This is a genomic window from Nocardioides sp. GY 10113 (assembly GCF_004919105.1).
GTDB lineage: Bacteria > Actinomycetota > Actinomycetes > Propionibacteriales > Nocardioidaceae > Nocardioides.
Genome location: NZ_STGK01000002.1, coordinates 364,756 through 390,102, shown reverse-complemented (window position 1 = coordinate 390,102; position 25,347 = coordinate 364,756). Strand labels below are relative to the sequence as shown.

At 73.3% G+C, this 25,347-nt stretch carries 23 protein-coding genes; 17 read left to right on the top strand and 6 right to left on the bottom strand.

The genetic code is table 11. From position 1 onward, the window contains the following. Positions 1 to 11: 11 nt before the first annotated feature. Positions 12 to 1,109, bottom strand: coding sequence for an NAD(P)H-binding protein (locus E8D34_RS04185; RefSeq protein WP_136593308.1), 1,098 nt, complete (start codon positions 1,107 to 1,109; stop codon positions 12 to 14). Between the two features lie 133 nt (positions 1,110 to 1,242). On the opposite strand from E8D34_RS04185, the gene E8D34_RS04180 reads away from it, so the two are divergent. After that, positions 1,243 to 2,814, top strand: a complete 1,572-nt coding sequence (locus tag E8D34_RS04180; protein WP_136593307.1) for a cation:proton antiporter family protein — start codon at positions 1,243 to 1,245, stop codon at positions 2,812 to 2,814. Between the two features lie 51 nt (positions 2,815 to 2,865). Here E8D34_RS04180 and E8D34_RS04175 read toward each other — a convergent pair whose 3' ends face one another. After that, positions 2,866 to 4,359 (bottom strand): wax ester/triacylglycerol synthase family O-acyltransferase, encoded by a 1,494-nt coding sequence (locus tag E8D34_RS04175; RefSeq protein ID WP_136593306.1) that lies wholly within the window; start codon positions 4,357 to 4,359, stop codon positions 2,866 to 2,868. Between the two features lie 69 nt (positions 4,360 to 4,428). Next, entirely contained in the window at positions 4,429 to 4,869 is a 441-nt protein-coding gene (locus E8D34_RS04170; RefSeq protein ID WP_136593305.1) for an Lrp/AsnC family transcriptional regulator, read from the bottom strand. 80 nt (positions 4,870 to 4,949) lie between these two features. On the opposite strand from E8D34_RS04170, the gene E8D34_RS04165 reads away from it, so the two are divergent. Together E8D34_RS04165 and E8D34_RS04160 are read left to right on the top strand one after the other, a co-directional pair. Continuing rightward, positions 4,950 to 5,705, top strand: a complete 756-nt coding sequence (locus E8D34_RS04165; RefSeq protein ID WP_136593304.1) for an AzlC family ABC transporter permease — start codon at positions 4,950 to 4,952, stop codon at positions 5,703 to 5,705. Further along, a complete protein-coding gene (locus E8D34_RS04160) occupies positions 5,698 to 6,018 on the top strand; it encodes an AzlD domain-containing protein (protein ID WP_136593303.1) in 321 nt (106 codons plus the stop codon). Before E8D34_RS04165 ends, E8D34_RS04160 begins: the two co-directional genes overlap by 8 nt. A gap of 180 nt (positions 6,019 to 6,198) precedes the next feature. Here the strand turns inward: E8D34_RS04160 and E8D34_RS04155 are convergent, their stop codons facing one another. After that, complete coding sequence (locus tag E8D34_RS04155; protein ID WP_136593302.1) at positions 6,199 to 6,951, bottom strand: enoyl-CoA hydratase-related protein; 753 nt, start codon at positions 6,949 to 6,951, stop codon at positions 6,199 to 6,201. Beyond that, positions 6,948 to 7,619, bottom strand: a complete 672-nt coding sequence (locus E8D34_RS04150) for a nitroreductase (RefSeq protein ID WP_240771083.1) — start codon at positions 7,617 to 7,619, stop codon at positions 6,948 to 6,950. The genes E8D34_RS04155 and E8D34_RS04150 overlap by 4 nt, the downstream gene beginning before the upstream one ends. A gap of 79 nt (positions 7,620 to 7,698) precedes the next feature. Here E8D34_RS04150 and E8D34_RS04145 point away from each other — a divergent pair, with 79 nt between their 5' ends. After that, the gene (locus E8D34_RS04145) at positions 7,699 to 9,921 is read left to right on the top strand and encodes a molybdopterin-dependent oxidoreductase (RefSeq protein ID WP_136593301.1); all 2,223 of its coding nucleotides are present in this window, start codon (positions 7,699 to 7,701) and stop codon (positions 9,919 to 9,921) included. Here E8D34_RS04145 and E8D34_RS04140 read toward each other — a convergent pair. After that, on the bottom strand, positions 9,858 to 10,865 hold the full coding sequence (locus E8D34_RS04140; protein ID WP_206056546.1) for an oxygenase MpaB family protein: 1,008 nt from the start codon (positions 10,863 to 10,865) through the stop codon (positions 9,858 to 9,860). The two genes, E8D34_RS04145 and E8D34_RS04140, sit on opposite strands and share 64 nt — an antisense overlap. 89 nt (positions 10,866 to 10,954) lie before the next feature. On the opposite strand from E8D34_RS04140, the gene E8D34_RS04135 reads away from it, so the two are divergent. The 13 genes from E8D34_RS04135 to E8D34_RS04075 all read left to right on the top strand — a co-directional run bounded on the left by E8D34_RS04135 (position 10,955) and on the right by E8D34_RS04075 (position 25,341). Next, positions 10,955 to 11,629 (top strand): TetR family transcriptional regulator, encoded by a 675-nt coding sequence (locus E8D34_RS04135; protein WP_240771082.1) that lies wholly within the window; start codon positions 10,955 to 10,957, stop codon positions 11,627 to 11,629. Positions 11,630 to 11,678: 49 nt separating this feature from the next. After that, positions 11,679 to 12,062 carry an SHOCT domain-containing protein gene (locus E8D34_RS04130; protein WP_136593300.1) on the top strand — a complete coding sequence of 128 codons (384 nt, stop codon included), beginning with the start codon at positions 11,679 to 11,681 and terminating at the stop codon, positions 12,060 to 12,062. 122 nt (positions 12,063 to 12,184) lie between these two features. Then, positions 12,185 to 13,198 carry a DUF389 domain-containing protein gene (locus E8D34_RS04125; RefSeq protein ID WP_136593299.1) on the top strand — a complete coding sequence of 338 codons (1,014 nt, stop codon included), beginning with the start codon at positions 12,185 to 12,187 and terminating at the stop codon, positions 13,196 to 13,198. Positions 13,199 to 13,288: 90 nt separating this feature from the next. Then, positions 13,289 to 15,442: a phage holin family protein gene (locus E8D34_RS04120; RefSeq protein ID WP_136593298.1), complete on the top strand. Its 2,154-nt coding sequence runs from the start codon at positions 13,289 to 13,291 to the stop codon at positions 15,440 to 15,442. Further along, positions 15,439 to 16,053 (top strand): potassium channel family protein, encoded by a 615-nt coding sequence (locus E8D34_RS04115; protein ID WP_136593297.1) that lies wholly within the window; start codon positions 15,439 to 15,441, stop codon positions 16,051 to 16,053. Before E8D34_RS04120 ends, E8D34_RS04115 begins: the two co-directional genes overlap by 4 nt. Further along, positions 16,050 to 17,177 carry an AI-2E family transporter gene (locus tag E8D34_RS04110; RefSeq protein WP_136593296.1) on the top strand — a complete coding sequence of 376 codons (1,128 nt, stop codon included), beginning with the start codon at positions 16,050 to 16,052 and terminating at the stop codon, positions 17,175 to 17,177. Before E8D34_RS04115 ends, E8D34_RS04110 begins: the two co-directional genes overlap by 4 nt. Positions 17,178 to 17,394: 217 nt before the next feature. Further along, positions 17,395 to 17,754: a prepilin-type N-terminal cleavage/methylation domain-containing protein gene (locus E8D34_RS21490; protein WP_136593295.1), complete on the top strand. Its 360-nt coding sequence runs from the start codon at positions 17,395 to 17,397 to the stop codon at positions 17,752 to 17,754. An 82-nt stretch (positions 17,755 to 17,836) separates the two neighbouring features. Next, on the top strand, positions 17,837 to 18,934 hold the full coding sequence (locus E8D34_RS04100) for a type IV pilus twitching motility protein PilT (protein ID WP_136593294.1): 1,098 nt from the start codon (positions 17,837 to 17,839) through the stop codon (positions 18,932 to 18,934). A gap of 10 nt (positions 18,935 to 18,944) precedes the next feature. Next, positions 18,945 to 20,750: an ATPase, T2SS/T4P/T4SS family gene (locus E8D34_RS04095; RefSeq protein WP_240771081.1), complete on the top strand. Its 1,806-nt coding sequence runs from the start codon at positions 18,945 to 18,947 to the stop codon at positions 20,748 to 20,750. Between the two features lies 1 nt (position 20,751). Then, positions 20,752 to 21,957, top strand: coding sequence for a type II secretion system F family protein (locus tag E8D34_RS04090; RefSeq protein ID WP_136593293.1), 1,206 nt, complete (start codon positions 20,752 to 20,754; stop codon positions 21,955 to 21,957). Continuing rightward, complete coding sequence (locus E8D34_RS04085; RefSeq protein ID WP_136593292.1) at positions 21,957 to 22,466, top strand: type II secretion system protein; 510 nt, start codon at positions 21,957 to 21,959, stop codon at positions 22,464 to 22,466. The genes E8D34_RS04090 and E8D34_RS04085 overlap by 1 nt, the downstream gene beginning before the upstream one ends. Further along, positions 22,457 to 23,128: a prepilin-type N-terminal cleavage/methylation domain-containing protein gene (locus tag E8D34_RS04080; RefSeq protein ID WP_136593291.1), complete on the top strand. Its 672-nt coding sequence runs from the start codon at positions 22,457 to 22,459 to the stop codon at positions 23,126 to 23,128. Before E8D34_RS04085 ends, E8D34_RS04080 begins: the two co-directional genes overlap by 10 nt. Continuing rightward, positions 23,125 to 25,341, top strand: coding sequence for a hypothetical protein (locus E8D34_RS04075; RefSeq protein WP_136593290.1), 2,217 nt, complete (start codon positions 23,125 to 23,127; stop codon positions 25,339 to 25,341). The genes E8D34_RS04080 and E8D34_RS04075 overlap by 4 nt, the downstream gene beginning before the upstream one ends. Positions 25,342 to 25,347 lie beyond the last annotated feature (6 nt).

The following is a 25,347-nucleotide window of genomic DNA, read 5'->3' as shown; positions in this document are numbered from 1 at the left end:
GACCGGACCGGTCAGATGTCGGTCGGCATCACGTTGGTGCCGCTCCTCATCCGCTCGCGGAAGCTGCCGGTGGGGAACTCCCGGTCCTTCAGCTTCTCCATGAAGCCGTGCAGCGTGCGCTCGCCGTACGCCGGGGCGACGTGGTCGACCACCGACCAGTACTTCGCGGCCTCGAGGTAGTAGGCGACTGGCCGCACCTTGGCGCTCATCCGGCCGATCCGGACCAGCCGGGCGATCTTCTTGTCCCAGGTCGCCATCGGGACCACGTCCCACTGCGGGTCGCGGCCGGTGATGTCGAACATCATCTGGCCGGCGTCCCGGAGGGTGACCACGTTCTCCGGCACCCACGGCCCGCCGACCGGCAGCACCCGGCCGAGGGCGTCGGTGGCCAGCACCTGGTTGGTGATGAACTCGGCGAGGTCCTCGCGGGCGATCGGGTTGACCACGTTGTACTCGCCGTGGTCGAAGATCCGGTAGGCCAGGCCGTTCTTGACGTCGCCGAAGGTCATCGACAGGTACGGGAAGTACGCCGTCGGCCGGATGATGGTCCAGGGGAGCGGGCCGTGGTGCTGGCCCATCAGCTCGCCCTCGACCTGGAGCTTGTAGACCTGCGGGATCAGCTCGGGCCGGTAGGCACCGAAGTCGCTGACGTGGATGAACTGCCGGACCCGGTGCTCGACGGCGGCCCTGATGCCGTTGACCACCGCCTCGTGGTCGACCAGCCGGCACTCCTCGGCGTCGTTGGGACGGCGGCCGCTGAGCAGGGAGATCACCACCGCGGTGTCGCCGGCGTCGACCGCACGCGCCACGTCGCCGGGCCGGGTCGGGTCGCCGAGGATCACCTCGGCCTCGGCGAAGGCCGGGTCCTCGGCGGCCTCGGCGCCGCGGGCGAGGACCACGGGCGCGTAGCCCCGCCGGGCCAGCTCGGGCACCAGCGCCCGCCCGATGTAGCCGGTGCCACCGAGCACCAGCACCCGCTCGCCGTTCCCGGTGCCGGTGGGGCCCGTGGCGTAGGTCGTCGACTCCGAGGCGAGGAGTCGTTTGCGGAGGTCGTGGCTGCGCGCCTGGGAGGCGGCCGGGTCGAGGTCGCTGATCGTGCTGAAGGCCATGACGGCGCAGAATATATGATCTATGGCGGTTGGTGGGGTGGTCCCGCCGCCGCGGCTCGCCGGTTTCTGAGGTTGTGCCGAGCCCGAAACGCAGGGCTGGGAGGATCGGGGCACCCGAGCCGAGGAGAGGTCCGTGCACGACACCGAGGTGATCGTCCTCGCCGCCCTGATCGGTGGCGCCGTCGCCACCGCCCTGCGCCTGCCGCCCCTGGCCGGCTTCCTGGCGGCGGGTTTCGTGCTCAGTCCTCTCGGCGTCGAGGCCACCCCGTCGATCGAGACGGTCGCCGACCTCGGCGTCACCGTGCTCCTCTTCGGCGTCGGCCTCAAGGTGGACCTGCGTGCGCTGATCCGGCGTGAGGTCTGGGCGACCACCACGCTGCACATGGTGGCCAGCACGATCATCGGCGCCGCGCTGGTCGGCGTCCTCGCGCTGGTCGGCATCGCGGCCGCCGCCGACGCGGGCGCGGAGGGGTGGCTCTTCGTCGGCTTCGCCCTCTCCTTCTCCAGCACGGTGCTGGTGGTCAAGCTCCTCGAGGAGCGCAACGCGACCCGATCGCTGAGCGGGCGCACCGCGATCGGCGTGCTGGTGATCCAGGACCTGGCCGCCGTCGCCTTCATCGCGCTCGCCGAGGGCCACCCGCCGAGCCCCTGGGCCGTTCTCCTGCTCCTGGTGCTCCCCGCCGCCCCGCTGCTCCGGCTCTTCCTGACCCGGCTCGGCCACGACGAGCTGCTGCCGCTGTACGGCGTGGTCCTCGCCTTCGTGCCGGGCTACTGGCTCTTCGACTCCCTCGGGGTGAAGGGCGACCTCGGGGCCCTGGTGATGGGCATGCTGCTGGCCACCGCGCCCCGCTCCGGCGAGCTCGCCAAGAGCCTGTTCACCCTCAAGGACCTGCTGCTGGTCGGCTTCTTCGTCTCGATCGGCCTGGGCGGCCTGCCGAGTCCCTCGGAGGTGCTGGTCGTCGCGGTCCTGCTGGTGCTCCTCCCGCTGCAGGCGCTCGGGTTCGCCCTGCTCTTCTGGCTCTTCCGGTTCCGCCGCCGGACCGCGGTGCTGACCGGCCTGGGGCTGGCGAACTTCTCGGAGTTCGGCCTGATCGTCGTCGTCGCCGCCCCCGAGGGCCTGCTGTCGGAGGACTGGATCCAGATCCTCGGCACGGCCGTCGCCGCCAGCTTCGTGCTCTCGGCGCTGCCCTTCCGCGGGGACGGCCTGGTCCGGCTGCTGCGCCGGCTGCTGCCGGACCGGCCGCTGGACCGGATCCACCCCGAGGACCGGCTGCTCGACGTGGGCGACACCCAGGCCGTCGTACTGGGGATGGGGCGGGTCGGTCGCGCGGCCTACGAGCGGCTCCGCGACGGCTTCGGCCTGCGCGTGATGGGGATCGAGACCGACCGGGAGCGCTGCCAGCGGCTGGTCGGCGCCGGCTACCACGTGGTGGAGGGCGACGCGACCGACCCGGAGATGTGGACCGCCGACGCCTTCCACGGCACTCGGATGGTGCTCCTCGCGATGCCGTTCCACGGCAGCAACCTCGCGGTGCTGAACCGACTCCGGGAGAGCGGCTACCCGGGGACGGTCGCGGTGGTCGCCCAGTTCGACGAGGACCTGGCCCAGGCCACCGCCCGGGGCGCCGACACCGGCTTCCAGCTGTACGACGGCGCCGGCACCGAGCTGGCCGACCGGGCCGTGGCGGCTGCCGGCGTGGACTGACCGGCGCCGCTGGAGCGGTCGTCCACAGGCGGTCGTGTGCCCGAGAACCCGCTAGGGGGCGGTGTCAGGCACACGACTCGACCCGGGCCGGTCGTCGTCGGCGTCGATGGCATCGATCAGCTCCGCAACCGCCTCCTGCAGGTAGCGGACCAGGTTCCACACATCCGGGACCAGGGCCGGGTCGGCGATGAGCCCGAAGTCCAGGGAGCCGCGGTACGAGAACAGCGTGATGTTCAGTGCTCCGGTGAGGTCGGTGATCACGGACGCTGGGTACATCCCCTGCACCCGGGCGCCGGCCACGAAGAGCTCGCGCGGCGGCCCGGGGACGTTGCTCACCATCACGTTGAACGGGACCCCGGGGATCGCCGCGAGCCGCATCAGCGCGTTGACCGCCGCTCCGTTGAGCACCGGCGGCACCAGCACGGCAAGGTCGTGCAGCAGGCCGATGGGAGAGGCGTCGAAGTCGTCCTTGGCCCGGGCCATCTCGTCACGGGTGGCGCGCAGGCGCTCCAGCGGATCGGCGATGTGGGTGGGCAGGGCGGCCAGCATCGTCGCGATCTCGTTGCCCTCGCCCTTCCGTCCCCGTACCCGTGTCGACACCGGGACCGCGGCGACCAGCGGCGTGTCGGGGAGGCCGTCGTGATCCAGCAGCCAGCGCCGCAGTGCGGTGGTGCAGAGCGCCATCACCGCGTCGTTCGTCGTCCCGCCGGCATGGCGCCGGACCCGCCGGACGTCGCCCAGCGCGATCGAGCCGTACGCGAAGCAGCGCCGCGAGGAGATCGGCCGGTTGAGCGGAGTGTCCGGTGCGCGGAGCAGCCTCGGCGCCCGCGGGCGTGCGGGCGCGCCGAAGGCGCGCATCGTCAGGTCGGCGGCCTGGCTCACCACCCGTGCGGTGGGGATCCTGGCCGCGCCGGGCACCTGGTCGAGATGGCGCACCAGCGTGGATGTCGCGCCGACCACCGCCCTCGGTGCGCGCACCAGTGTCCGTGCCGCCTGCCGGACGACCGTCGTCGGCGTCGGCAGGGGCAGCGCCATCAGTCCCGTGGGCTCGGGCTCGACCGCCCGCGGCTCCCGGGTCAGGTCGAGCACCGCCGCGAGCACCTCCGCGCCGGAGAGCCCGTCGATGGCGGAGTGGTGCACCTTGGTGTAGATGGCGGCGGCGCCGTCGGCCAGCCCGGTGATCACCCATGCCTCCCACAGCGGACGCGAGCGATCGAGCGGGAGGCTGTGCAGGAAGGCGACCAGCTCGCCCAGCTGCACCTCGGTGCCGCCCGCCGGGAGGCCGACCTCGCGGACGTGGTGGGCAAGGTCGAAGTCGGGGTCGGGCACCCAGTACGGCCGGGTCAACCGGAACGGAACCTGGACCAGCCGCTGCCGGAAGACCGGTGCCAGGTGGACCCGCTCGGCGAGCAGTGAACGGACCACCCCGAGACCCCAGGCGGGCGCCTCCCGGGTGTCGAGCGTGATCAGCGTGCCGACATGGCCGAGGGTGGTGGCGGACTCGATCTGCAGGAACTGGCTGTCGAAGGCGCTCAGCTGACGCATGCATCGAGTCTCAGGGCCACGGATGCTACCCGCGGGTCGGGTCCACCAGGCGGCACGCCGGGCGCGGGGTCAGCCCGCTGACTTGACGATCTTCATCGTGAGCCGGGAGTCGACCCGGGCGATGGCCGGGTCGCCCAGGATCTTGCTGGTCAGCCACTTCTCGTAGGAGGCGAAGTCCGCCGTACGGGCCCGGATCATGTAGTCGGGCAGGCCGAACATCCGGCGCAGCTCGGCGACCTCGTCGAGCGCCGCCACGCGCGCCTCGAACGCCTCGACGGTGGCCAGGTCCTTGGCGACCAGGTCGGCGTTGATGATCACCTCCAAGCCGCGCCCGAGCGCCGCCTCGTCCACGCGCGCGGTGTAGCCGAGGATCACGCCGTCGGCCTCCAGGCGGCGTACCCGGCGCAGGCACGGGGCGGGCGTGAGGCCGACGCGGGAGGCCAGTTCCTGGTTCGTGAGCCGCCCGTCGCGCCGCAACTCGTCGATAATTGCGCGGTCGAGATCGTCCATACCCATCAGAGTGCGCGCTCGGGGCGAGTTCGGCAACAACGGGACAGCACATTGCGTGCGAATCCCCCTAGCGTGCGCCCATGCTTCTCGACCAGGCCGCGACGGCGACGCCAGCGCGTCCCGCGTCGGGCCCGCGATCGGGTCTGCGGTCGGGTCTGGCGCCGGCCGTGGCCGAGGCCGGCCCGGTCTGGATCGGCGTCGGCGCCCTGGGGGTCGGGCTCGGGGTGCTCTCGGTCGGCACCGGCTTCCCGTGGTGGTTCTCTCCGCTGGTCTCGCTGACGCTCTTCGCCGGCTCCGCGGAGTTCCTGCTGATCGGGATGTGGGCGGTGGGCGCTCCGCTGCTCGCCGTCGGCACGACGACGTTCATGGTCAACGCCCGGCACCTGTTCTACGGGCTGTCGTTCCCGCTCGGCCGGGTCCGGGGACGGTGGGGGAAGGCCTACAGCGTCTTCTCGCTCACCGACGAGGCCTTCGCGATGCTGAGCACGAAGGCGCCCGCCGAGCTCAGCACCGGTCGGATCCTGTGGACCCAGGCCGGCACCCATCTCTCCTGGGCGGGCGGGTCGCTGCTGGGCAGCGTGCTCGGCGCCTCGCTGCTGCAGGGCCTGGAGGGTCTCGACTTCGTGCTCACCGCCCTCTTCCTGGTACTGGCCCTCGACGCCTTCCGGGCCGCCCCGGACCGCCTGGGGCTGATGGTCGCGGTGGCGGCCGCGGCCGGCGCGATGCTGCTCTTCCCGGGCGCCATGCTGCTGGTGGCGATGGTCGGCTTCGGTGCCGCGATGGCCGTGCGTCACCACGCGCGCCGCCTGCGTCCGGTGGCGGTGGCCGGTGCCTGACCCGCTCTACCTCGGCGCCGGTCTCGCGGTCGCGATCGCGGTCACCGTGGCCACCCGGGCGCTGCCGTTCGCGATCGCCGACCGGCTGCGCGGCTCCGCGCTGCTGCTCGACCTGGCCCGCTGGATGCCGCTGGGCGTCGTGGTGATCCTGGTCGTCTACTGCCTCTCCGGCCTCGACCTGTCCGACCCCTCCGGGACGACCGCAAGGCTGCTCGGCGCCGCGGTCACGATCGGCACCCACCTGTGGCGGCGCAACGGCGCGCTCAGCATCCTCGCGGGATCGACGGTCTGCATCGCCCTGCTCAACCTCTGACACCGCGAGTCGGTCGAAAGCCCCGCCCGAGTGGGTGGAAAGCGCCGGCCGAGTCGTGAGAAGGCACCATCTCGGGCGGCGCTTTCTCACGACTCGGGCGGTGCTTTCCACCCACTCGCGGGGAGGGTGGGCGCCCGTCCGCCCGTCCGCCCGTCCGCCCGTCCGCCCGTACGAGCGCGGTCAGCGGGACCAGCGCGGCCGGCGCCGCTCGAAGAAGGCGGTGACCCCCTCGGTCACGTCGGGGGAGCGCAGCATCCGCTCGATCGCCAGGTCGGTGGCGGTCCAGCCGGTCGCCTCGGCCGGCGCCCGTCCGTCGTGCAGCGCCCGGAGCGCCGCGGAGACCGCGTCGGGGGAGTTGCGCTGGATCCGCGCGGCCAGGGCCCGGGCGGCCTCCAGTGCCTCGCCGGCGGCCACCAGCACGTTGACCAGCCCGACCTGGTGGGCGCGGTCGGCGTCGATCGGGTCGCCGGTCAGCACGAGCTCGGCCGCGATCGTCGGCGGCAGCCGGTCGGGCGCCCGGAACAGCCCGGCGCAGGTCGGCACCAGCCCCCGGGCCACCTCCGGCAGTCCGAACCGCGCATCCCGGCCTGCCACGACGAGGTCGCAGGCCAGCACCAGCTCGAACCCGCCGCCCAGCGCCGGCCCGTCGACGGCCGCGATCAGCGGCGTGCTCCGCCGGCGCCGGACCGCGCCGTACTCCCCGCCGCGGTCGGTGGCCGGGCTGGCCGGCTCGGTCAGGTCGGTCCCGGCGCTGAAGACCGGGCCCTGCGCGCCGACGATCCCGACGTGCAGCGACGGGTCGTCGTCGAGGGTGTCCAGTGCGGCGGAGAGGGCGTCGGTCAGCGAGCGGTCCAGCGCGTTGCGCTTCGCCGGCCGGTTCAGCGTCATGACCAGCACGCCGCCGTCGCGCTCGACCAGGAGGGGATCGGTCACGGCGCCGCCACCACGTGCACCACGTCGGTCAGGTCGGCCCGATCGGTGCGGAAGCCGTTGACCGGGTGCTCCTCGGCCGGCCAGCCGAGCGCCACCGCGCAGACGACGAGCCGGTCCTCGGGCAGGTCCAGCAGATCCCGTACGACGCCCGCGTAGACCCCGATCGCGCCCTGGGCGATCGTCGCGACGCCCCGGTCCAGGGCGGCGTTCATCAGGTTGGTGACGTAGGCGCCGCAGTCGACGGCTCCGTAGGGTCCCTGTGCCTTGTCGGTCGTGACGATCAGCGCGTTCGGCGCGCCGAAGAAGTCGTAGTTCTCCATCATCGCCGCGGCCCGCGCTGCCTTGTCGGAGCGGTCGATGCCGAGGCTCTGGTAGAGCGCGTACCCGGCCGCGCGCCGGCGCTCGTCGTAGACCCCGTGGTAGCCGCCGGGCAGCGGCAGGTCGCTGGCCACCCCCAGCGGGTCGGCGGCCACGCGGCCCGCCAGCTCCGTGCGGAACCAGGCGAGCGCGTCGCCGCCGAGGAGGTGCACCTGCCACGGCTGGCTGTTGCACCACGACGGGGTGCGCTGGGCGGTGGCCAGGAGCTCGGTGAGCAGGTCGTCGGGCAACGGCTCGTCGCGGAACGCGCGGCAGCTCCACCGGCGCTCCATCAGGTTGCTGAAGTCCACGCCTGGCAGCGTAGGGGTGACGGCGGCCACAGCGGACCCTAGTCTCAGCGAGAACCTGTTCTCATTCGAGGTGACGCGCATGTCCGATTCGAGCCGGGCGACCCAGCACCCGACGTTCTGCCGCCTCTGCGAGCCGCTGTGCGGCCTGATCGCCACGGTGCAGGACGGGCGGCTGCTCGGCCTCGCCCCGGATCCGGACCATCCGCTCTCGCGGGGCCAGGTCTGCCCCAAGGGACTGGCCTTCACCGAGGTGCAGAACGACGAGGATCGCGTGCTGCACCCGCTGCGCCGGCGCCCGGACGGGGCGTTCGAGCGGGTCTCCTGGGACCGGGCGCTGGCCGACATCGGCTCCCGCCTGGCGGACGTCGTGGCCGGACACGGCGGCTCCTCGGTCGGCATGTACGTCGGCAACCCGGCCGGCTTCAACAGCGAGCTGGCGCTGTGGCTCGGCGCGTTCCGGGGAGCGCTCGGCGTGCCGCAGATCTACACCCCGGGCTCGCAGGACTCCAACAGCCGGATGGTGGCCAACAGGCTGCTCTACGGCGCCCTGACCCAGACCCCCTTCCCGGACCTGTGGCGCACCGACTTCCTGCTGGTGCTCGGCGCCAACCCGCTGGTCTCGCACATGAGCCTGGTCCGGGTGCCGCGGGTCCGCGAGGTGCTCAAGGACATCACCGGCCGCGGCGGCCGGGTGGTGGTGGTGGACCCGCGCCGCACCGAGACCGCGCGGGCCTTCGAGCACGTGGCGGTGCGCCCCGACGCCGACGTGTGGCTGCTGCTCTCGCTGCTGCACGTGGTGCTCGGCGAGGGTCTCGCGGACGAGGCGGCGATCGCCGAGCAGAGCTCCGGGATCGCGTTCGTGCGGCGCGCGGTCGCCGACCACCCGCCGGAGCGGACCGAGGAGCGGACGGGCGTCCACGCCGAGCAGGTACGGCGACTGGCCCGCGACTTCGCCGCCGCACCGTCGGCGGTCGCCTACGGCCGGCTCGGGGTCTGCCTGGGCCGTCACGGCACCCTGGCCAACTACCTGATCGACGTGCTCAACCTCGTCACCGGCAACCTGGACCGGGCCGGCGGCGCGCTCTTCGTCCGCGGTGTGGTGCCGATGGAGGACCTCGCGGAGCGCTCCGGCCAGGCCAGCTACGGTGCCGCCCGATCGCGGGTCGGTGGCTTCCCCGACGTGCTCGGGACGTTCCCGGCGGCGGTGATCGCCGACGAGATCGTCACGCCGGGCACCGGCCAGCTGCGGGCGCTGTTCACCCTCGCCGGCAACCCCGCCCACTCCACCCCGGACCCGGACCGGCTGACCGCGGCGCTGCCGGCGCTCGACCTGCACGTCGCGGTCGACCTCTACCTCAACGAGACCAGCCGGTACGCCGACTACGTGCTGCCCGCGACCACGTTCCTGGAGCGCGAGGACATCACGGTGATGCTGGCGAACGCCGGGCAGCCGTTCGTGCAGGCGACGCCCGCGGTGGTCGCCCCGTACGGCGAGGCGCGACCGGAGTGGCGGGTGCTGGACGACGTGCTGCGCGCCGCCGGCCTCGGGCCCTTCGCGCCGGGACGGGCGGGCCGCCTGGTCGGGCGGCTGGGCCTGACCCCGCGCCGGGTGCTGGACGCGCTGGTCAGGATCGGTCCCTACGGCGATCGGTTCGGGCTGCGTCGCGGCGGGCTGTCGGCGCGACGGGTGCGCTCGGCGCCGCACGGCATCGTGCTGGCCGACGCGCCGCCGACCGGGCTGCGCACGGAGGTGGTGCGGCTGCCGGGGCACCGGGTGCGGCTCGACGCCCCGGAGATCGTGGCGGAGCTGGCGCGGTTGGGGGACCGGCACGAGAGCGACCCGGCGTACCCGTTGCGGCTGATCCCGCTGCGGGAGATGCGTTCGCTCAACTCGTGGCTGCACAACAGCCCGACCCTGATGCGGGGCGAGGCGCGCCGGCACCGGGCGCGGATCAACCCGGTGGACGCGGCGGCGCTCGGCGTCGAGGAGGGCGCCGGCGTGCGGATCCGCTCGCGCCACGGCGAGATCGAGACGGTCGCGCGGGTCACCGACGAGGTGGGGCCGGGCACGGTCGCGGTCCCGCACGGCTGGGGCCACGCCGGCGGCTGGCGGCGTGCGAACGCCGCCGGGGGGCCGAACGTGAACCGGCTGGTGGCCGCCGAGGTCGGCGAGGTGGAGCGGCTGGCCGGGATGGCGCACCTGTCCGGGGTGCCGATCGCGGTGGAGCCGCTGGCTGCTCAGCCGGCGGGGTCCGTGGAGGCGGTCGGCGCGGCGAACGAGGTCAGCGCCGGCCCGGCGTAGGCGGCGCGGAGCCGCTCGTACCGGTAGCGGTTGTGGGCCAGCGGCTCCAGCAGGAGCCAGGGCGGCAGCCAGCGCCGGCCGGCACGGATCAGTGCGGCGTACAGCGCGAGCTCGCGCTGCCGGGCGCGGCTCCACCGCACGCCGAGCAGCTCGCGCATCCGCGGGTGTGCGGCCGCCTCTCCGCAGATCCGGGCAGGGCGGGTGAGCACGGGGGTGAGCAGGCGCCAGGCCGGCGTGATCGCCAGGTGCAGCCACCGGGGTCCGACCAGCGTGGGGACAGGCAGGGCGGAGAAGGTCCGGTTGGCCCACTGCAGGAACTCGTTGTCGGCGAGCTCGGTCGTGGCGACCCGGTCGTAGTAGGCCTCCATCTCCGCGACGGTGGCCGGGATCGCGGCCCGGTCGCTGGGGAGCTCGACGTCGCTCAGGAACAGGATCGTGCGATAGACGACCTCGCGCTGCTCGGCGTCGAGCCGGGCGGCGTAGGTGGTCACGTAGCCCTTGTAGAAGACCAGCAGGCTGCTGGTGCCGACCCACTTCCACAGGGCCGGGTCGAGGGCGCTGTACCGCTCGCCGGCGAACTCCCCGCGGCCCCGGCCGCGGACCGCGCCGTGGAGGTCCTTGAGCCGGGCTGCGGTGGCGCGGCGGTCGGCGTCGTCCCCGAACAGCATCAGCGGCCCCCAGAGGTAGCTGCGGAGGCCGCGGTCGGTGAAGTTCTCCGCGAACCGTCCGGTGGCGTCGACGGCTGCCGCCACCTCGCGGTAGGCGACCTGGTCGAGGGCGAGCCGTCCGAAGAGGCCGAAGGCCAGCGGCATCCCCATCCACCAGCGGACGTCGGCGGCCAGCTCGTGGTGCGGCTGCCCGGGGTGCCACGGGGGGATCGCGCCGTCCGGTGGGGTGCCGGCGGGGCCGTGGTCGGGGGTGCTCGGGGGAGCGGCGAGCGTCACGGTGACTCCTCGGGTCCGGCGCACGACAACAGTCAACGCCTGTGTGCAGAACGTAGGATTCTGCGCACAGCTGTGTCAACATTCGCGTCGTGAGCAGCGCAGCGCGACAGTACGGCGGAGTGGCCGCGGCCGACCGGATCGCGGAGCGCCGCGCCCGCTTCCTCCAGGCGGGGCTGGAGGTGATGGGCACCCGCGGACTCGCCGGCACCACCGTCCGGGCGGTGGTCGAGGCGTCGGGGCTGGCCGCCCGGTACTTCTACGAGAGCTTCGGGAGCCTCGACGCGCTGCAGCTCGCGGTCTTCGACGAGGTGGCGCGGGAGGCCGCCGAGCGGTCGCTCGCCGCGCTGGACCGTGTTCCGACCGGCGACGGTGGACCGTCGGCCAGGGCGGCTCGAACCCGCGCCGTCCTCGCCGAGGTCGTCGACCTGATGCTCGAGGATCCCCGGAAGGGGCGGGTCGCGCTGATCGAGTCCATCTCCTCGCCGGTGCTCGGTCCGCGGGTGCTCGCCGAGACCCGGCGATTCGCCGGCATGCTCGCCGCGACGGCGTCGGGCGGGGACCCGGCCGCGGTGTCCGGAGCCGCAGGACAGGCGGGGGAGGTCCCCCTCCGACTGCGGATCGCAGCGCGATTCCTGATCGGCGGGGTGGCCCACGCGCTCGGCGCGGTGCTCCAGGGCGACCTCGAGGTGGAGCGGGACGCGATGGTCGAGGCGCTGACGGCCCTGTTCGTGAGCGTCGACCGGGCCGAACGACCCCTGGAATGAGGGGGAATCTGCCCTATGCGAACGTCGCAGACTGCGGTTTAGTTGCGTCGTGGACAGTTTCTGGGACTTCTTCTGGCTCTCCGTCGAGATCTTCTTCTTCGTCGCCTACCTCTTGGTCCTCTTCCAGATCATCGGTGATCTGTTCCGGGACCACGAGCTCAGCGGCTGGCTGAAGGCCGTCTGGATCTTCTTCCTGCTCTTCGTTCCCTTCCTCACCGCGCTCGTCTACCTGATCGCCCGCGGCCGGGGGATGGCGGAGCGCAACATGGCCGCCGCGCGGGCCGCGCAGGCCGACGCGGAGACCTACATCCGCTCCGTCTCCGCGGGGGCCGGTTCGCCGGCCGAGGAGATCGCCCGGGCCAAGAGCCTGCACGACGCCGGCGTGATCGACGACGCCGAGTTCGCGGCGCTCAAGGCCAAGGCGCTGCAGTGACGCTCTCCTGACGGCGACGTCGGGAGACCATCCATCGGGCCGCCCGCGCCGCGCGCGGGCGGCCCGTCACGTCTCCGGCAGGTCCGCGCCGTACCACCCGATCCGCGGTGCACACTGTGCCCATGACCACCTGGGCCGACGTGTTCCGGGCGAACGCCAGCGACGTCACGCGCATCGTCGAGCGGCTCTTCCTGGACCGGGGAGACCGCCGCCGCAACTACTCCTCGTTCGCCATCCTGCTCGCGCTCTCGGGGGTGATCGCCACCGCGGGAGTCGTCGTCACGTCCACCGCCACGGTGATCGGCGCGATGATCGTGGCGCCGCTGATGACCCCGATCCTGGGCACCGCCCTCGCGATCGTGCTCGCCGACCACCGCCAGGTCCTGCGCAACGTCCTGGTGGTGACGCTGGCCTCGATCGCGGTCGTGGTGATCGGCTACCTGATCGGGCTGCTGGTGCAGCTGCCGGTGACCGCGGCGACCAACAGCGAGGTCGCCGGCCGGGTGAGCCCCGGCCTGATCGACCTGCTGGCCGCGATCGCGACGGGCCTCGTGGGCGCGTTCGCGGTGGCCCGGTCCGACGTCTCCGACACGCTGCCGGGCGTCGCGATCGCGATCTCGCTGGTGCCGCCGCTGGCGGTCGTCGGGCTGACGTTGGAGGCGGGCGCGGGCGACGAGGCGATCGGTGCGCTGCTGCTCTTCGGCACCAACGTGGCGGCGATCATCGCCACCGGCACGGCGGTGCTGCTCGCGGTCGGCATCCGCGGCGCGGCGCCCTCGGCAGGGGTGGACGTCGGGACTCTGCGCGGCCGGACGCTGGTGGTGGTGGCGGCGTCGCTGCTGCTGCTGGTCGGCCCGCTCTCGGCCGGCTCGGCGACCGTGCTGCGCCAGCAGACCCTGCTCGCCCAGTCCAAGACGGTCGCCAGGGACTGGGCCGACGAGCGCGGCTGGGAGCTCAGCGACGTCTTCGTCCGCGGCACGACGCTGCACGTGGTCGCCCTCGGGCTGAAGCCCACCAACGAGCTCGGCGTCAACGAGCTCCGCGACGACCTGGACGCCGCGGGCGTCTCCGGGGTGGGTGACGTCGAGGTGACGCTGGTGCTCGGCGGCTCGCGGACCGCCTCGGCGACGGCCTGAGCCGGGCCGGCGGCCCGCTGCTGGGACCGAGGTCACCGGCCGGCGGCGGAGTTGGGTGCGCGGCCGTCGCGGGTACGGCAGGGTAAGGGCGTGCGCCCCGCGTTCTCCCCGATGACCCCGTGGCGCTGGCGCCTGGGCGACCTCGGTCGGCTGATCGTCACCTGGGCGACGAGCGCGGTGGCCCTGGCGGTCGCGGGCACGCTGCTGCCGGGGCTGCACGCGGACTCCCCGTGGGACTGGGCGTGGGCGGCGGCCGCCGCCGGCGCGGTCGGGGCGCTGCTGCGCCCGGCACTGGTCTACTTCGCGGCGCTGATCGGCTGGATCGGCGTGCTGCTGGTCGCCCTGGTCGGTCAGGGAGTGGTCATCCAGATCTCGCTGTGGTTGGTGCCCGGGATCGGCGGGGCGTCCTTCTGGACCTCGCTGGCCGCGGCCTGGATGTCGGCGCTGGTCGGCACCTTCCTCGGCTGGCTGGTCACCGCCGGCACGCCGGAGTCGCTGGTCGCCGCGCTGGTCGGCACCGGCCGCGGCGCGCCGCCGGCCGACGACGGGCTGACCGGGATGCTGTTCGTGCAGCTGGACGGGGTGCCGGCGCCGACGCTGCAGTGGGCGATGGAGTCCGGGCTGATGCCGACCGTCCGCCGCTGGGTGGGCGAGGGCAGCCACCAGGTCCGGGAGTGGCTGGTGCAGCTGCCCTGCACCACGCCGGCCAGCCAGCTGGGGATCCTGCACGGCTCCTACGACGGCGTCCCGGCGTTCCGCTGGTACGACCGCGAGGTGGGCCGGGTGGTGGTCGCCAACCGGGCCGGGGACGCGCGCCTGATCGAGGAGCGGGTCTCCGACGGCCGCGGACTGCTGGCCGACGACGGCATCTCCGTGGCCAACCTCTTCTCCGGCGACGCGGCCCGCAGCTCGATGGTCTGGAGCAGGATCGAGGTCTCCCGCGGCCAGTTCGAGACGCGGCGGGCGCTGGGCTGGTTCTTCGTCCGGCCCGACGGCTTCGCGCGCAGCCTGGGGCGTGCGCTCGTCGAGATCAACCGGGAGCGGTTCCAGGCCCGGCGTCAGCGCTACCGGCAGGTGGTGCCGCGGGTCGAGCGGCCCTGGTCCTTCACCGGGCTGCGCGCCGCGACCAACGGGCTGGTCCGCGACGTGGCGCTGGCCGTCGTCGCGCGCGAGCTGATGGCCGGGCGGCGCTCGATCTACGTCGACTTCGTCGACTACGACGAGGTCGCGCACCACGCCGGACCGATGCGGCTGGAGGCGCTGGACGTGCTCGCCGAGCTGGACCAGCTGGTGGCGATGCTGGAGCAGATCGCGGCGCGCGCGCCGCGCCCGTACGAGATCGTGCTGCTCTCCGACCACGGCCAGGTGCTGGGACAGCCCTTCGAGCAGGCGCACGGCGAGGACCTGGCCGAGGTCTGCCGCCGGCTGATGCACGAGGACGTGACCTGGGAGGGCCGCCCGGTGGAGTCGTGGGGACGGGTGGCGAGCATCGTCGACGACGCCGCCGGCGCCGACTCGCTGGGCGAGCGGGCCGCCGGCTCGGTGTCCCGCCGGCTCTCCCGGCGCGCCGACGCGGGGGCACCGGCGTCGTCCGGCGGCCAGCAGACCGGGCCGGGGGGCGGGTCGGCGCCGGGGGAGTCGGGCTCGGTGGACCCGGTGGTGATCGGGTCCGGCAGCCTCGGGCTGGTCTACGCCGGCCAGAACGTCGGCTTCCGGCGCCGGATGACCCTGGCGGAGCTGGACGCCCAGTGGCCCGAGCTGGTCCCCGGGCTGGCCGCGCACCCGGGCGTCGAGGCGGTGGCCGGTGTCGACGCGGCGGGCGTGCCGTGGGCGATCGGCGGCGCGGGCGCCCGCAACCTGGCCACCGGTGAGGTGGACGGCACGGACCCGATGGCCGCGCTGCCCGAGCACGGCCCGCGGATGCTCGCCGAGGCGCTCGGCCACGACCTGGCGCCGGACCTCTACGTCCTCGGCGCGGTGGACCGGTCCACCGGCGAGGTGACCGCGTTCGAGGAGATGGTCGGCTCCCACGGCGGCCTCGGCGGCTGGCAGGACCGCGGCGTGCTGGTCGCGCCGACCCGGCTGCTGGGCGCCGCCGCGTCCGCTGAGGCCCGCGGGCAGATCGTCGGCGCGGCGCAGCTGCACCGGGTGCTGGTCGACATGCTCGAGCAGCTCGGCCACCGCACCGACCTGCCGCGGAGGTCCCCGGGCGACGACGCGGAGCGGGTGGGGGCGAGCGGATGAGCGGCCCGTGGCAGCGGTTCCGGGCCTGGGCCCGGCGGCCCCCGCGGCACCCCTGGATCCGCGTCGGCGTCAGCGTGGTCGGCGTGCTGGTGGCCTACTACGCCGTGCCGGTCGAGCTCTCCGGCGGCCGGGCGATCGGACCCGCGGCCGTCACCGTGCTCGGCGTGGCGGTGATCGCGTGGGTGCTGGTGGGCCAGGTCCGCCGGTCGCTGCTCGAGCAGGAGGTGCGGCTGCCGTTCCTGGTCACGATGGTGATGCTCGTGGTGGCCGTCTTCGCGTTCGGCTACTACGCGCTGGAGACGGTCCGGCCCGGCGAGATGGTGCAGCTCGAGACCCGGACCGACGCGCTCTACTTCACGCTCCAGGTGATGACCACCGTCGGCCTCGGCGACGTGCACGCCGCGGGACAGACCGCCCGTGCGCTGGTCTCGATGCAGATGGCCTTCGACATCGTCTTCGTCGCCGCGGGCGGCTCGGTGCTGGTCGGCGCGGTGCGGGAGCAGATGACCGGAGCGCGGCGCACCGGGGCAAGTGCCGACCACGGAGACGGTGGCGGGGCCAGAATGACGGGTAAGCAGGCCACCACGGCCGCGGAGCAGGAGGACTCATGACGACGGAACCTCAGCGGGAAGCGGCGCGGTCGGGCTTGCCCCGGGGCGTCCTGATCCTGCTCGGCCTGGCTTCCGCGGTGGTCGCCGTGGCGGGGATGAAGGCGGTGGCCGGGATCCTCGCGCCGGCGGCGCTGGCGCTGATGCTGGCGATCGCCGCGGACCCGATCCGGACCTGGCTGGTCGGCCGCGGGTGGCCCCGCACGCTCGGCACCCTGGTCACCCTCCTGGTCGTCTACGTCGGCCTGCTGGCGTTCATCGGCGCGATGATCGTCGCCCTGGCGCGGTTCGCGGCGCTGGTGCCCGACTACAAGGACGAGCTCAACGGCCTGCTCGACAACGTCCGCGACCTGCTCGACTCCCTCGGCGTCCACCCGGGCCAGATCGACACCATGCTCCAGTCGCTCGACCTCGGCAAGGTGACCAGCCTGCTCGGCGGGCTGCTCGGATCGATCCTGTCGCTGGGCACGAACATCGCCTTCATCGCCGCGCTGATCCTGTTCATGGCGGTGGACGCCGACCCGTTCGTCCGGAACCTGGGGGCGGTCAGCGCGGACCGCGCGGCGTTCACGGGCGCGCTCAGCTCCTTCGCCCGCGGCACCCGGCGCTACCTGGTGGTCTCCACGGTCTTCGGCCTGATCGTCGCGGTGATCGACACCGGCGTGCTGTGGGCGCTCGGCGTCCCCGGGGCCGTGCTCTGGGGCCTGCTGGCGTTCATCACCAACTACGTGCCGAACATCGGCTTCGTGCTGGGCCTGATCCCGCCGGCGGTGCTGGCGCTGCTCGAGGGCGGGTGGAGCCTGATGCTGTGGGTGATCATCGCCTACTGCGTGATCAACGTGGTGATCCAGTCGGTGATCCAGCCGAAGATCGTGGGCGACGCGGTCGGGATCTCGGCGAGCATCACGTTCCTGTCGCTGGTGGTCTGGGCCTGGATCCTGGGTCCGCTCGGCGCCGTCCTCGCGGTGCCGATGACGCTGCTGGTGAAGTCGGTGTTCGTGGACGCGGACCCCAACGCGCGGTGGATCTCGGGCCTGATCGGGTCGCCGCTGGACGAGCCCGCGCCGGCGGCGGGGGACCCGCCCTCCGGGCCCGGCGATCCGGCCGCTGAGGCCTCCGGGGCCTGACCTCGGCCTGACCACGGGCGCGCCGCGCGCGATGGGCCCGCCTCCCTCGACGGGGAGGCGGGCCTACCTCATTCTGGGGATCATCCGCGCCCGAAGGTAAAGGAACCGGCACTTCGCCGGCCGGTGGCCGTTGGGGGTCGTTGATTGGTTCTCTGCGACACCGTGTCTCGTTGACCGGTGCGTGCTCCCCCCGATGTCAACGATGCGAGGAATTCCCATGCGTGCCACTCTCGACCGCCTCCAGGCTGCCCGCCGCGACCAGTCCGGCTTCACCCTGATCGAGCTCCTGATCGTGATCGTGATCCTCGGCGTGCTCGCCGCGGTCGTGGTCTTCTCCGTTCGCGGTATCAACAACAACAGCACGGAGGCGGCCTGCAAGGCGAACGTGTCAACGGCGGAGACTGCCGTCGAGGCGTTCTACGCGCAGAAATCCCGATACCCCGACGACCTGGGCGAGGCCGTGACCGAAGGTTTCTTGAAGTCTGACCCGAGCGACACCGACGTCGATGAGGCGGTCCGGGTCGTCTACGCGGTCGCCGACGGATCTGTGGTCGGCGCCAACGGCGACGGCTGCTGAGGCTTCGCCGCTCCCGCGTCACGGAGGGTCGCCGCGCCCGCGGCGGCCCTCCACCGCAGTTCCCGGTCCCGGAGGTACCCCCATGAACCACGTGCGACTCATCGGCGAGCGCATCGACCTGCTGCTCTCGATCGTCTGGCAGTCCGGCGGCACCGACCTGCTGCTGACCGCGGGCCTGCCGCCGATGCTCCGCGTCGACGGCGAGCTCCAGCCGATGGACGACGCCCCGGTGCTCAACGGGGCCGACACCGAGGAGCTGCTGGAGGAGGTGCTCACCCCCGAGCAGCGGGGCGTGTGGGCGACCCAGCACGAGTTCGACTTCTCCTTCTCCTGGCGTGATCAGGCCCGGATCCGCGGCAACGCCTACACCCAGCGCGGGCTGACGGCGATCGCGCTGCGGCTGATCCCGCGGGTCGTGCCCACGCCCGCCGAGCTCGGCCTGCCGCCGGTGCTGCAAGAGGTGGTGCACCAGCGTCAGGGGCTGGTGCTGGTCACCGGGCCGACCGGGTCGGGCAAGTCGACCACCCTGGCCTCGATGATCGACCGGATCAACACCGAGCGGGCCTGCCACATCGTCACCGTCGAGGACCCGATCGAGTACCTGCACGAGCACAAGCGCTCGGCGGTCAGCCAGCGCGAGGTCGGCACGGACACCTGGACCTTCAACGACGCGCTGCGCTCGGTGCTGCGGGAGGACCCCGACGTGCTGCTGGTCGGCGAGATGCGCGACCTGGAGTCGATCGCGTTCGCGCTCACCGTCGCCGAGACCGGCCACCAGGTCTTCGCCACGCTGCACACCAACGACACCGCGCAGTCGCTGGGCCGGATGATCGACGTCTTCCCGGCCGAGCAGCAGGCACAGGTCCGCGTCCAGCTCGCCTCGGCGCTCTCCTGCGTGGTCTACCAGCGGCTGCTGCCCCGGGTCGGCGGCGGGCTGGTGGCGGCGTACGAGGTGCTGGTCGCCACCCCCGCGGTGCGCAACCTGATCAAGGAGGGCAAGACCCACCAGCTGCGCAACTCCCTGGTCACCGGAACCCGCGAGGGGATGGTCACCCTGGAGGCCTCGCTCTCGGCGTTGCTCGCCGAGGGCCTGGTGAGCGAGGAGGACGCCCTCGCGCGCAGCCTCTACCCGAAGGACATCGTGACCCGGCCGCGGATCGCCGCCGGCCTGGGGCAGTGAGGGGGCGGCGATGCGCAGGATGAGGCGGGGGAGCCACGAGGAGACCCTGGTCGCGCCCCGGCCGGAGGAGGCCGACGAGCGGCTCGGACAGATCCTGGTCGGTGCCGGACTGGTCCAGCCGTACCAGCTCGACGCGGCCCGCCACGCCGACCCGGACGGCGCCGGCACGCTGGCCGAGCGGTTGACCGCCGCCGGGACCGTCACCGCGGCGGCGCTCGCCCGGGCGGTGGCCGAGCACCACGGCGTCGAGGTGGCGGACTTCCGCGAGCTGGTCGTCGACCCGCAGGCGACGGGGCTGCTCACCCGCGAGCAGGCGCGCGGGCTGCGCGCGCTGCCGGTCGGGTTCGCGAGCGCCGACGGCGCCAGCCCCGGGGACGCCGACCCCGGCGCCGACCCGGCCGCCGACTCGGTGCGGGGGCCCGTCGTCGTGGCCGTGCTCGATCCGGCCCCGGAGGCGACCGCGGCTCTCGCGGCCGCCCTCGGACGGACCGTGCGCCCCCTGGTCGCCACCGCGGGCGACCTGGACCGGGCGATCGACCTGGCCTACCGGGCGACCCGCGAGGTGGGCAGCCAGGTCGAGGTCTACGAGGCCCGGGACGCGCTGCGCCGGGAGGCCGCGCGACTGGAGACCGTGACCGTCAACGAGGACGCGCCGGTGGTCCGGGTGGTGCAGATGATCATCACCCAGGCACTGCGCGACCGCGCCTCGGACATCCACGTCGAGCCGACCGGGGAGCGGGTCCGCGTCCGCTACCGGATCGACGGCGCGCTGGTCGAGGTGCTCGACCTGCCCGGCTCGATCGGGCCGGCCGTCGTCAGCCGGGTCAAGGTCCTCGGCGGCATGAACATCGTGGAGCGGCGCCGGCCGCAGGACGGCCAGATCAGCATGGAGATCGACGGCCGCGAGGTCGACATCAGGGTCTCCACCACCGCGGTGGTGGGCGGGGAGAAGGTGGTGCTCCGGGTCCTCGACAAGAGCCGACCGCTCTACAGCCTGGCCGACCTCGGGATGCCCGCCGCCACCGCGGAGCGCTACTCGCGGCTGATCCACGCGCCGTTCGGGATGGTGATCTGCGCGGGGCCGACCGGTGGTGGGAAGACGACCACGCTCTACGCCTCGCTGGGCGAGCTGAACAGCGTGGACAAGAACCTGATGACGATCGAGGACCCGGTGGAGTACACCTTCGACTCGATCAACCAGATCCAGATCAACGAGCAGGCCGGCATCACCTTCGCCGGCGGGCTGAAGTCGATCCTGCGCCAGGACCCGGACGTGATCCTGGTCGGAGAGATCCGCGACGTCGACACCGCGCGGATCGCGGTCCAGTCCGCGCTCACCGGTCACCTGGTGCTCTCCTCGCTGCATGCCACCGACGCCGTCTCCGCGCTCTACCGACTGCTCGACATGGGCATCGAGGCGTTCCTGATCGCCTCCTCGGTGACCGCGGTGATGGCGCAGCGGCTGGTCCGGCGCAGCTGCACCTCGTGCCTGGAGCCGTACGAGCCGAGCGCCGAGGAGCAGCTCTTCGTCCGCGCCCACGGCGGGGAGGAGCCGGTCGGCGGCTACCGCCGCGGGGCGGGCTGCCACTTCTGCGCGCACACCGGCTTCCTGGACCGGATCGGCGTCTACGAGATGTTGGTGATCAGCGACGAGGTGCGCGCGATGATCGTGGACCACGCGCCCCACGACGAGATGCGCCGGCTGGCACGTCGCCAGGGGATGCGGACGCTGCAGGAGGAGGCCCTGCGGCTGGTGTCCGCCGGCACCACCACGGCCGCCGAGGTGATGCGCTCGATCTACGTGGCGGGGCTCTGAGATGCCGCGCTACGCCTACGTCGGCATCGACCTCCGGGGACAGCGCGTCAAGGGCAGCGACAAGGCGATCAGCCGGGCCGCCGCCGAGCTCGCGCTCTACGAGCGCGGCTACCGCGACCTGCGGGTCTCGGAGAAGCGGAGCCTGCTGCAGTACGAGATCGCGGGCCCGCGGATCAAGAAGCAGGAGGTCATGCACCTCTCCCGCCAGATCGCGGCGTTCCTGCGGGCCGGTCTGCCGATCCTCGACGCCGTGCACAGCATCGGCGTGGAGGCCGAGAGCTCCTCGGTGCGCCGGATGATGCACTCCATCGAGGACGGGCTGCGCACCGGCGAGCGGTTCTCCGACACCCTGGAGCGCTATCCCAAGGTCTTCGGCGAGCACTACCGCGGCATCGTCCGCTCCGCCGAGCTCACCGGCGAGCTGGACAGCGCGCTGGCCCGGCTCGCGGCGTACATCGAGCGGGACCTGGAGGCCCGCCGCAAGATCACCTCGGCGATGGTCTACCCGATCGCGGTGGCCGCGATGTCGGTGGTGACCGTGCTGGTGCTGGCCGTCTACGTGCTGCCGAAGTTCAAGGACTTCTTCACCGACCTCGACTCCGAGCTGCCGCTGCCGACCCGGATGCTGCTGGCGGTGACCGACTTCCTCGGCGGCTACTGGTGGCTGCTCCTCGGCTCGGTCGCGGTGGTCGCGGTGCTGCTCTCGCTGGTGCTGCGCTTCGAGCGCGGGCGCTACCTGCGCGACGCGCTCCTGCTGCGCACGCCGGTCCTCGGCGAGACCATCCAGTACGCGCTGGTCGAGCGGTTCTGCCGGACCATGGCGTCGATGGTCAGCGCGGGGGTGAGCCTGCAGGAGGCCCTGCGCACCGCCACCGACTCCCTGCACAACCGGGTCTTCGTCAAGCGGCTGGACGAGGTCACCGAGCTGATGCTGGAGGGGCAGGGGATGGCCGGCCCGCTCTCGCGCACCGGCCTGTTCCCGGGCACCGCGAGCGCGATGCTCCGGGTGGGCGAGGACACCGGCTCGCTGGACACCCAGCTGGAGGTGACAGCCGAGTACTACGAGACCGAGCTCGGCTACAAGATCGCCAGGCTGACCTCGCTGTTCGAGCCGCTGGTGATCGTGGTGATGGGCGGCCTGGTCGGCTTCGTGGCGATCGCGCTGGTCTCGGCGATGTACGGCGTCTACGGCCAGGTCGGGCAGTGATGCTCGCGCCCCTGCGCTCCCGGCTGCGCGCGGCGCGCGGCGCCGACGACGGCGTCACCCTGATCGAGACGCTGGTCGCCGTGGCGATCCTGGGCATCGCGGCGGTGGCGATCCTGGCCGGGCTGCAGACCAGCGTGAAGGTCTCCGACGTGCACAGCAAGGCGGCCGCCGGCGGTGCCACCGTGCGCAGCCTGGCCGAGGCGATCCAGGAGTACGTCGCGCGGAACCCGGCCAACTACCGCGCCTGCGCCGCGGCGGACCACTACACCGACCCGACCCGGGTGCCGGCCTCGGCCTACGGGCTCGACGACGTCAGCTACGAGGCCAGCCAGACCAGGGCGCGACGCTGGAACGGCAGCGCCTGGACCGATGACTGCACCGCGGGGAACGACCTCGGCCTGCAGCAGGTCGAGCTGACCGTGACCAGCGTCGACGGTCGTGCCGAGGAGTCGATGACGCTGGTGCTGCGCCGGCCGTGCGACGGATCGGGGAGCGACGCATGCGCGTGAACCAGGCAGCCGGTGACGACGGCTTCACGCTGGTCGAGCTGGTGATGGCGGTCGCCATCCTCGGCGTGGTGATGGTGGCGCTGACCGGGGTGGTCCTGCAGCACCTGAAGGTCACCGCCGCCACCGAGGCCCGGCTGAACGAGTCCTCCGACCAGCAGCTGGTCTCGGCGTACTGGCAGGGCGACGTGAGCAGCCTCGGCGTGCGCACGCCGGTCGATGCCACCGACCCGCTCAGCCCCCGGCAGAGCGTGTGGACCGGCGGCACCGGGCCGGGGAGCGTGCCGCCGGACTGCGGCAGCGGGCTCGTCGGCGACCTCGTGATCGGCTTCGCCTGGAACGTCTACCCGGTCGGCGCCGCGGATCCCCTCGACGCCTGGGACGCGTCCCTCGAGGCCGCCGTCTACGTCACCGAGCAGGTCGGCGGCCAGTACCTGCTGAGCCGGGTGCGGTGCCACGGCGCGAGCACCGAGCGTCACGTCGTCGCGCGGCACCTGCGCGCGGCGCCCACGGTCGCCTGCGCCGACGCGGCCGGGAGCCCCGTCGGCTGCGCCGCCGCGACACCCCCGAGGACGCTGGCGATCACCCTCGACGTCCGGGACGCCGACGGCACCGGCACCGGCGGCTACACCGCCACCCTGACCGCGCAGCGGAGGCAGGCATGATCCGGCCCGCGATCCGGCTCCGCCGCCGGCGCCGCGACGACAGCGGCACGGTGCTGATCATCGCGCTGATCGTGGTCACCACCGTGGCGCTGGTGACCGGCGCCCTGCTCTCCCACAGCGGCGCGGCCATGTCGGCCACCGTCGCCCTGCAAGGGGTGGCCGACCGTTCGTATGCGGCGGACGCCGCGGCCCAGGTCGCGATCAACGACCTGCGCCTGGGCGGGAAGGCACCGGGGATCACCGCGCCGGACCCCGACGGCGACGGGCCGGCCGAGCGGAGCGACTGGGTCTACACCGACGCCGGGGACGGTGCCGGGTGCTTCGGCCTGGACGGGTCGGCCGCCCGCGACGTGCTCCGGTTGGACGGCGTGGCGTCGGACGCCGGCAGCGCCGCCCGGGTGGAGTGCACGAAGGTCGCCGGCACCGGTCTGTACGGCAGCGGCGGCGGCGTCGAGCAGAACGCCCAGAACACGTTCCCGCGCGCGCTCACGGCGTTCGGCGGCGACATCAGCTACGACGGGGGCGGACTGCTCCAGATCCGCGGCGGCATGAAGGCCAGCAGCGCCATCACGGTGAAGAAGTACCGCCAGACCGTCCTGTACTGGCCGTGGATCCTCCAATCGTTCAGCCCGGCCACGCTGGCCACGTCCCGAGCCGGCGAACCGGTGAGGCGCTGCACGGGTGACAGCTTCACCACACCGGTGACCTGCCCGCTGTCCGACGGCGGGGGAGCCGGCGCTCCGGTCGTCGCGGACGCACTCACCGACCTCACCGCGCGACCGCTTCGGGATCCGTCCTCGGTGACCGCCAGCGGCGGGGTGTGCGCGTTCGAGCCCGGCTACTACGACAACGCCACGACGCTCAGCAACAAGGTCAACTCGTGCTCGACGTCGTGGTTCAAGCCCGGCCTCTACTACTTCGACTTCCAGAACGAGCTCTCCGAGGCGCTCGGCAACGGCCTGATGGGTGGCGACAACGTCTGGAGGATCACGGGCAACCGCACCGTCATCGGCGGCACCCGCCCCCCGGGGAATCCGACCGCGATCCCGGGGGCATGCGTCAGCCCGCTCAGCGACCACACCGCGGCCGGTGTCCGGTTCGTCTTCGGCGGCAACAGCCGGATGCAGGCGGACGTCCCCGTCTCGGCCTCGACCTGGATCCGCTACAACGAGACCCCCAAGGTCGAGCTCTGTGGCAGCTACAGCGCCACCGAGCCGCCGGTGGTGGTCCAGCAGCAGACCAACGGCGCCGCCGCGCCCACCACGGCGACCACCCCGACGTCGGTCACGGCGCCCCCCACGACCGTCAGCGGCACCGGCTCCACCCCGGCGTTCGCCAACGCGACGCAGGCGGCGCTGGACCCGGGAAACACGGCCGCGGGCGCCGCGACCTGGACGAGCACCGCCGTCGGCCAGAAGGCGGCGCTCGCCCTCTCCGGCTTCGGCCCGTCGACCGCGCCCCCGGCGGGCTCGGTGCTCAGGAAGGCGACGCTCAGCCTCGCGCTGACGGCCCCGTCGACGGGCGTGAAGGTCACCCCGAGCGCCGGCGGCACCACCGGCACCACCGCCACCCTGACCGGCTCCGGCGACGTCGACGTCACGTCCCTCCTCGCCGCGGCGGTCCACGACGGCACGCTCGCCGCCGCCGGGCCGAGCGCTGCGCTGGCGTTCACCGCGACCGCGGTCGGCCAGAAGGTGACGGTGGACTCGGCCTCGCTGCGGCTCGACTACTACGCGCCGAACGTCCACGCCGGGAGCCTCCCCGTCGGCGGGGACCCGTTGCTCAAGGTCTACTACCCGTGGATCTCGGGCTATCCGGGCAACTGGCCGAGGTTCGTGGTCAACGGCGCGATCTACGCCCGCAACGGGGACGTGTCGCTCGAGTTCGGGCTGACGCTCGGCACCGCCTACTTCGGGCCGATGGTCTCGATGCGCGGCGGGGTCGCCGCCCGGTCGATCGACCTGATCGGCGGCCAGTGGGGGCGCTACGGCTACCCGCTGGCCAGCATCCCGGACCTGGGCGTCGGCGTCGGCAATCTCAGTACCGTGGTGGACCTGAAGGTCTACGTTTGCGCCGAGGCGGCCAGCTGCGCCTCCGGCGGGCGGCACGCGCTGACCGTGCGGGTGAAGATCACCGATCCCGCCTACGGCGACGACGAGCTGCCGGAGGCGGGGAACCGACGGATCCAGGTCCTGAGCTGGGCCGAGCAGTGAGCCCGG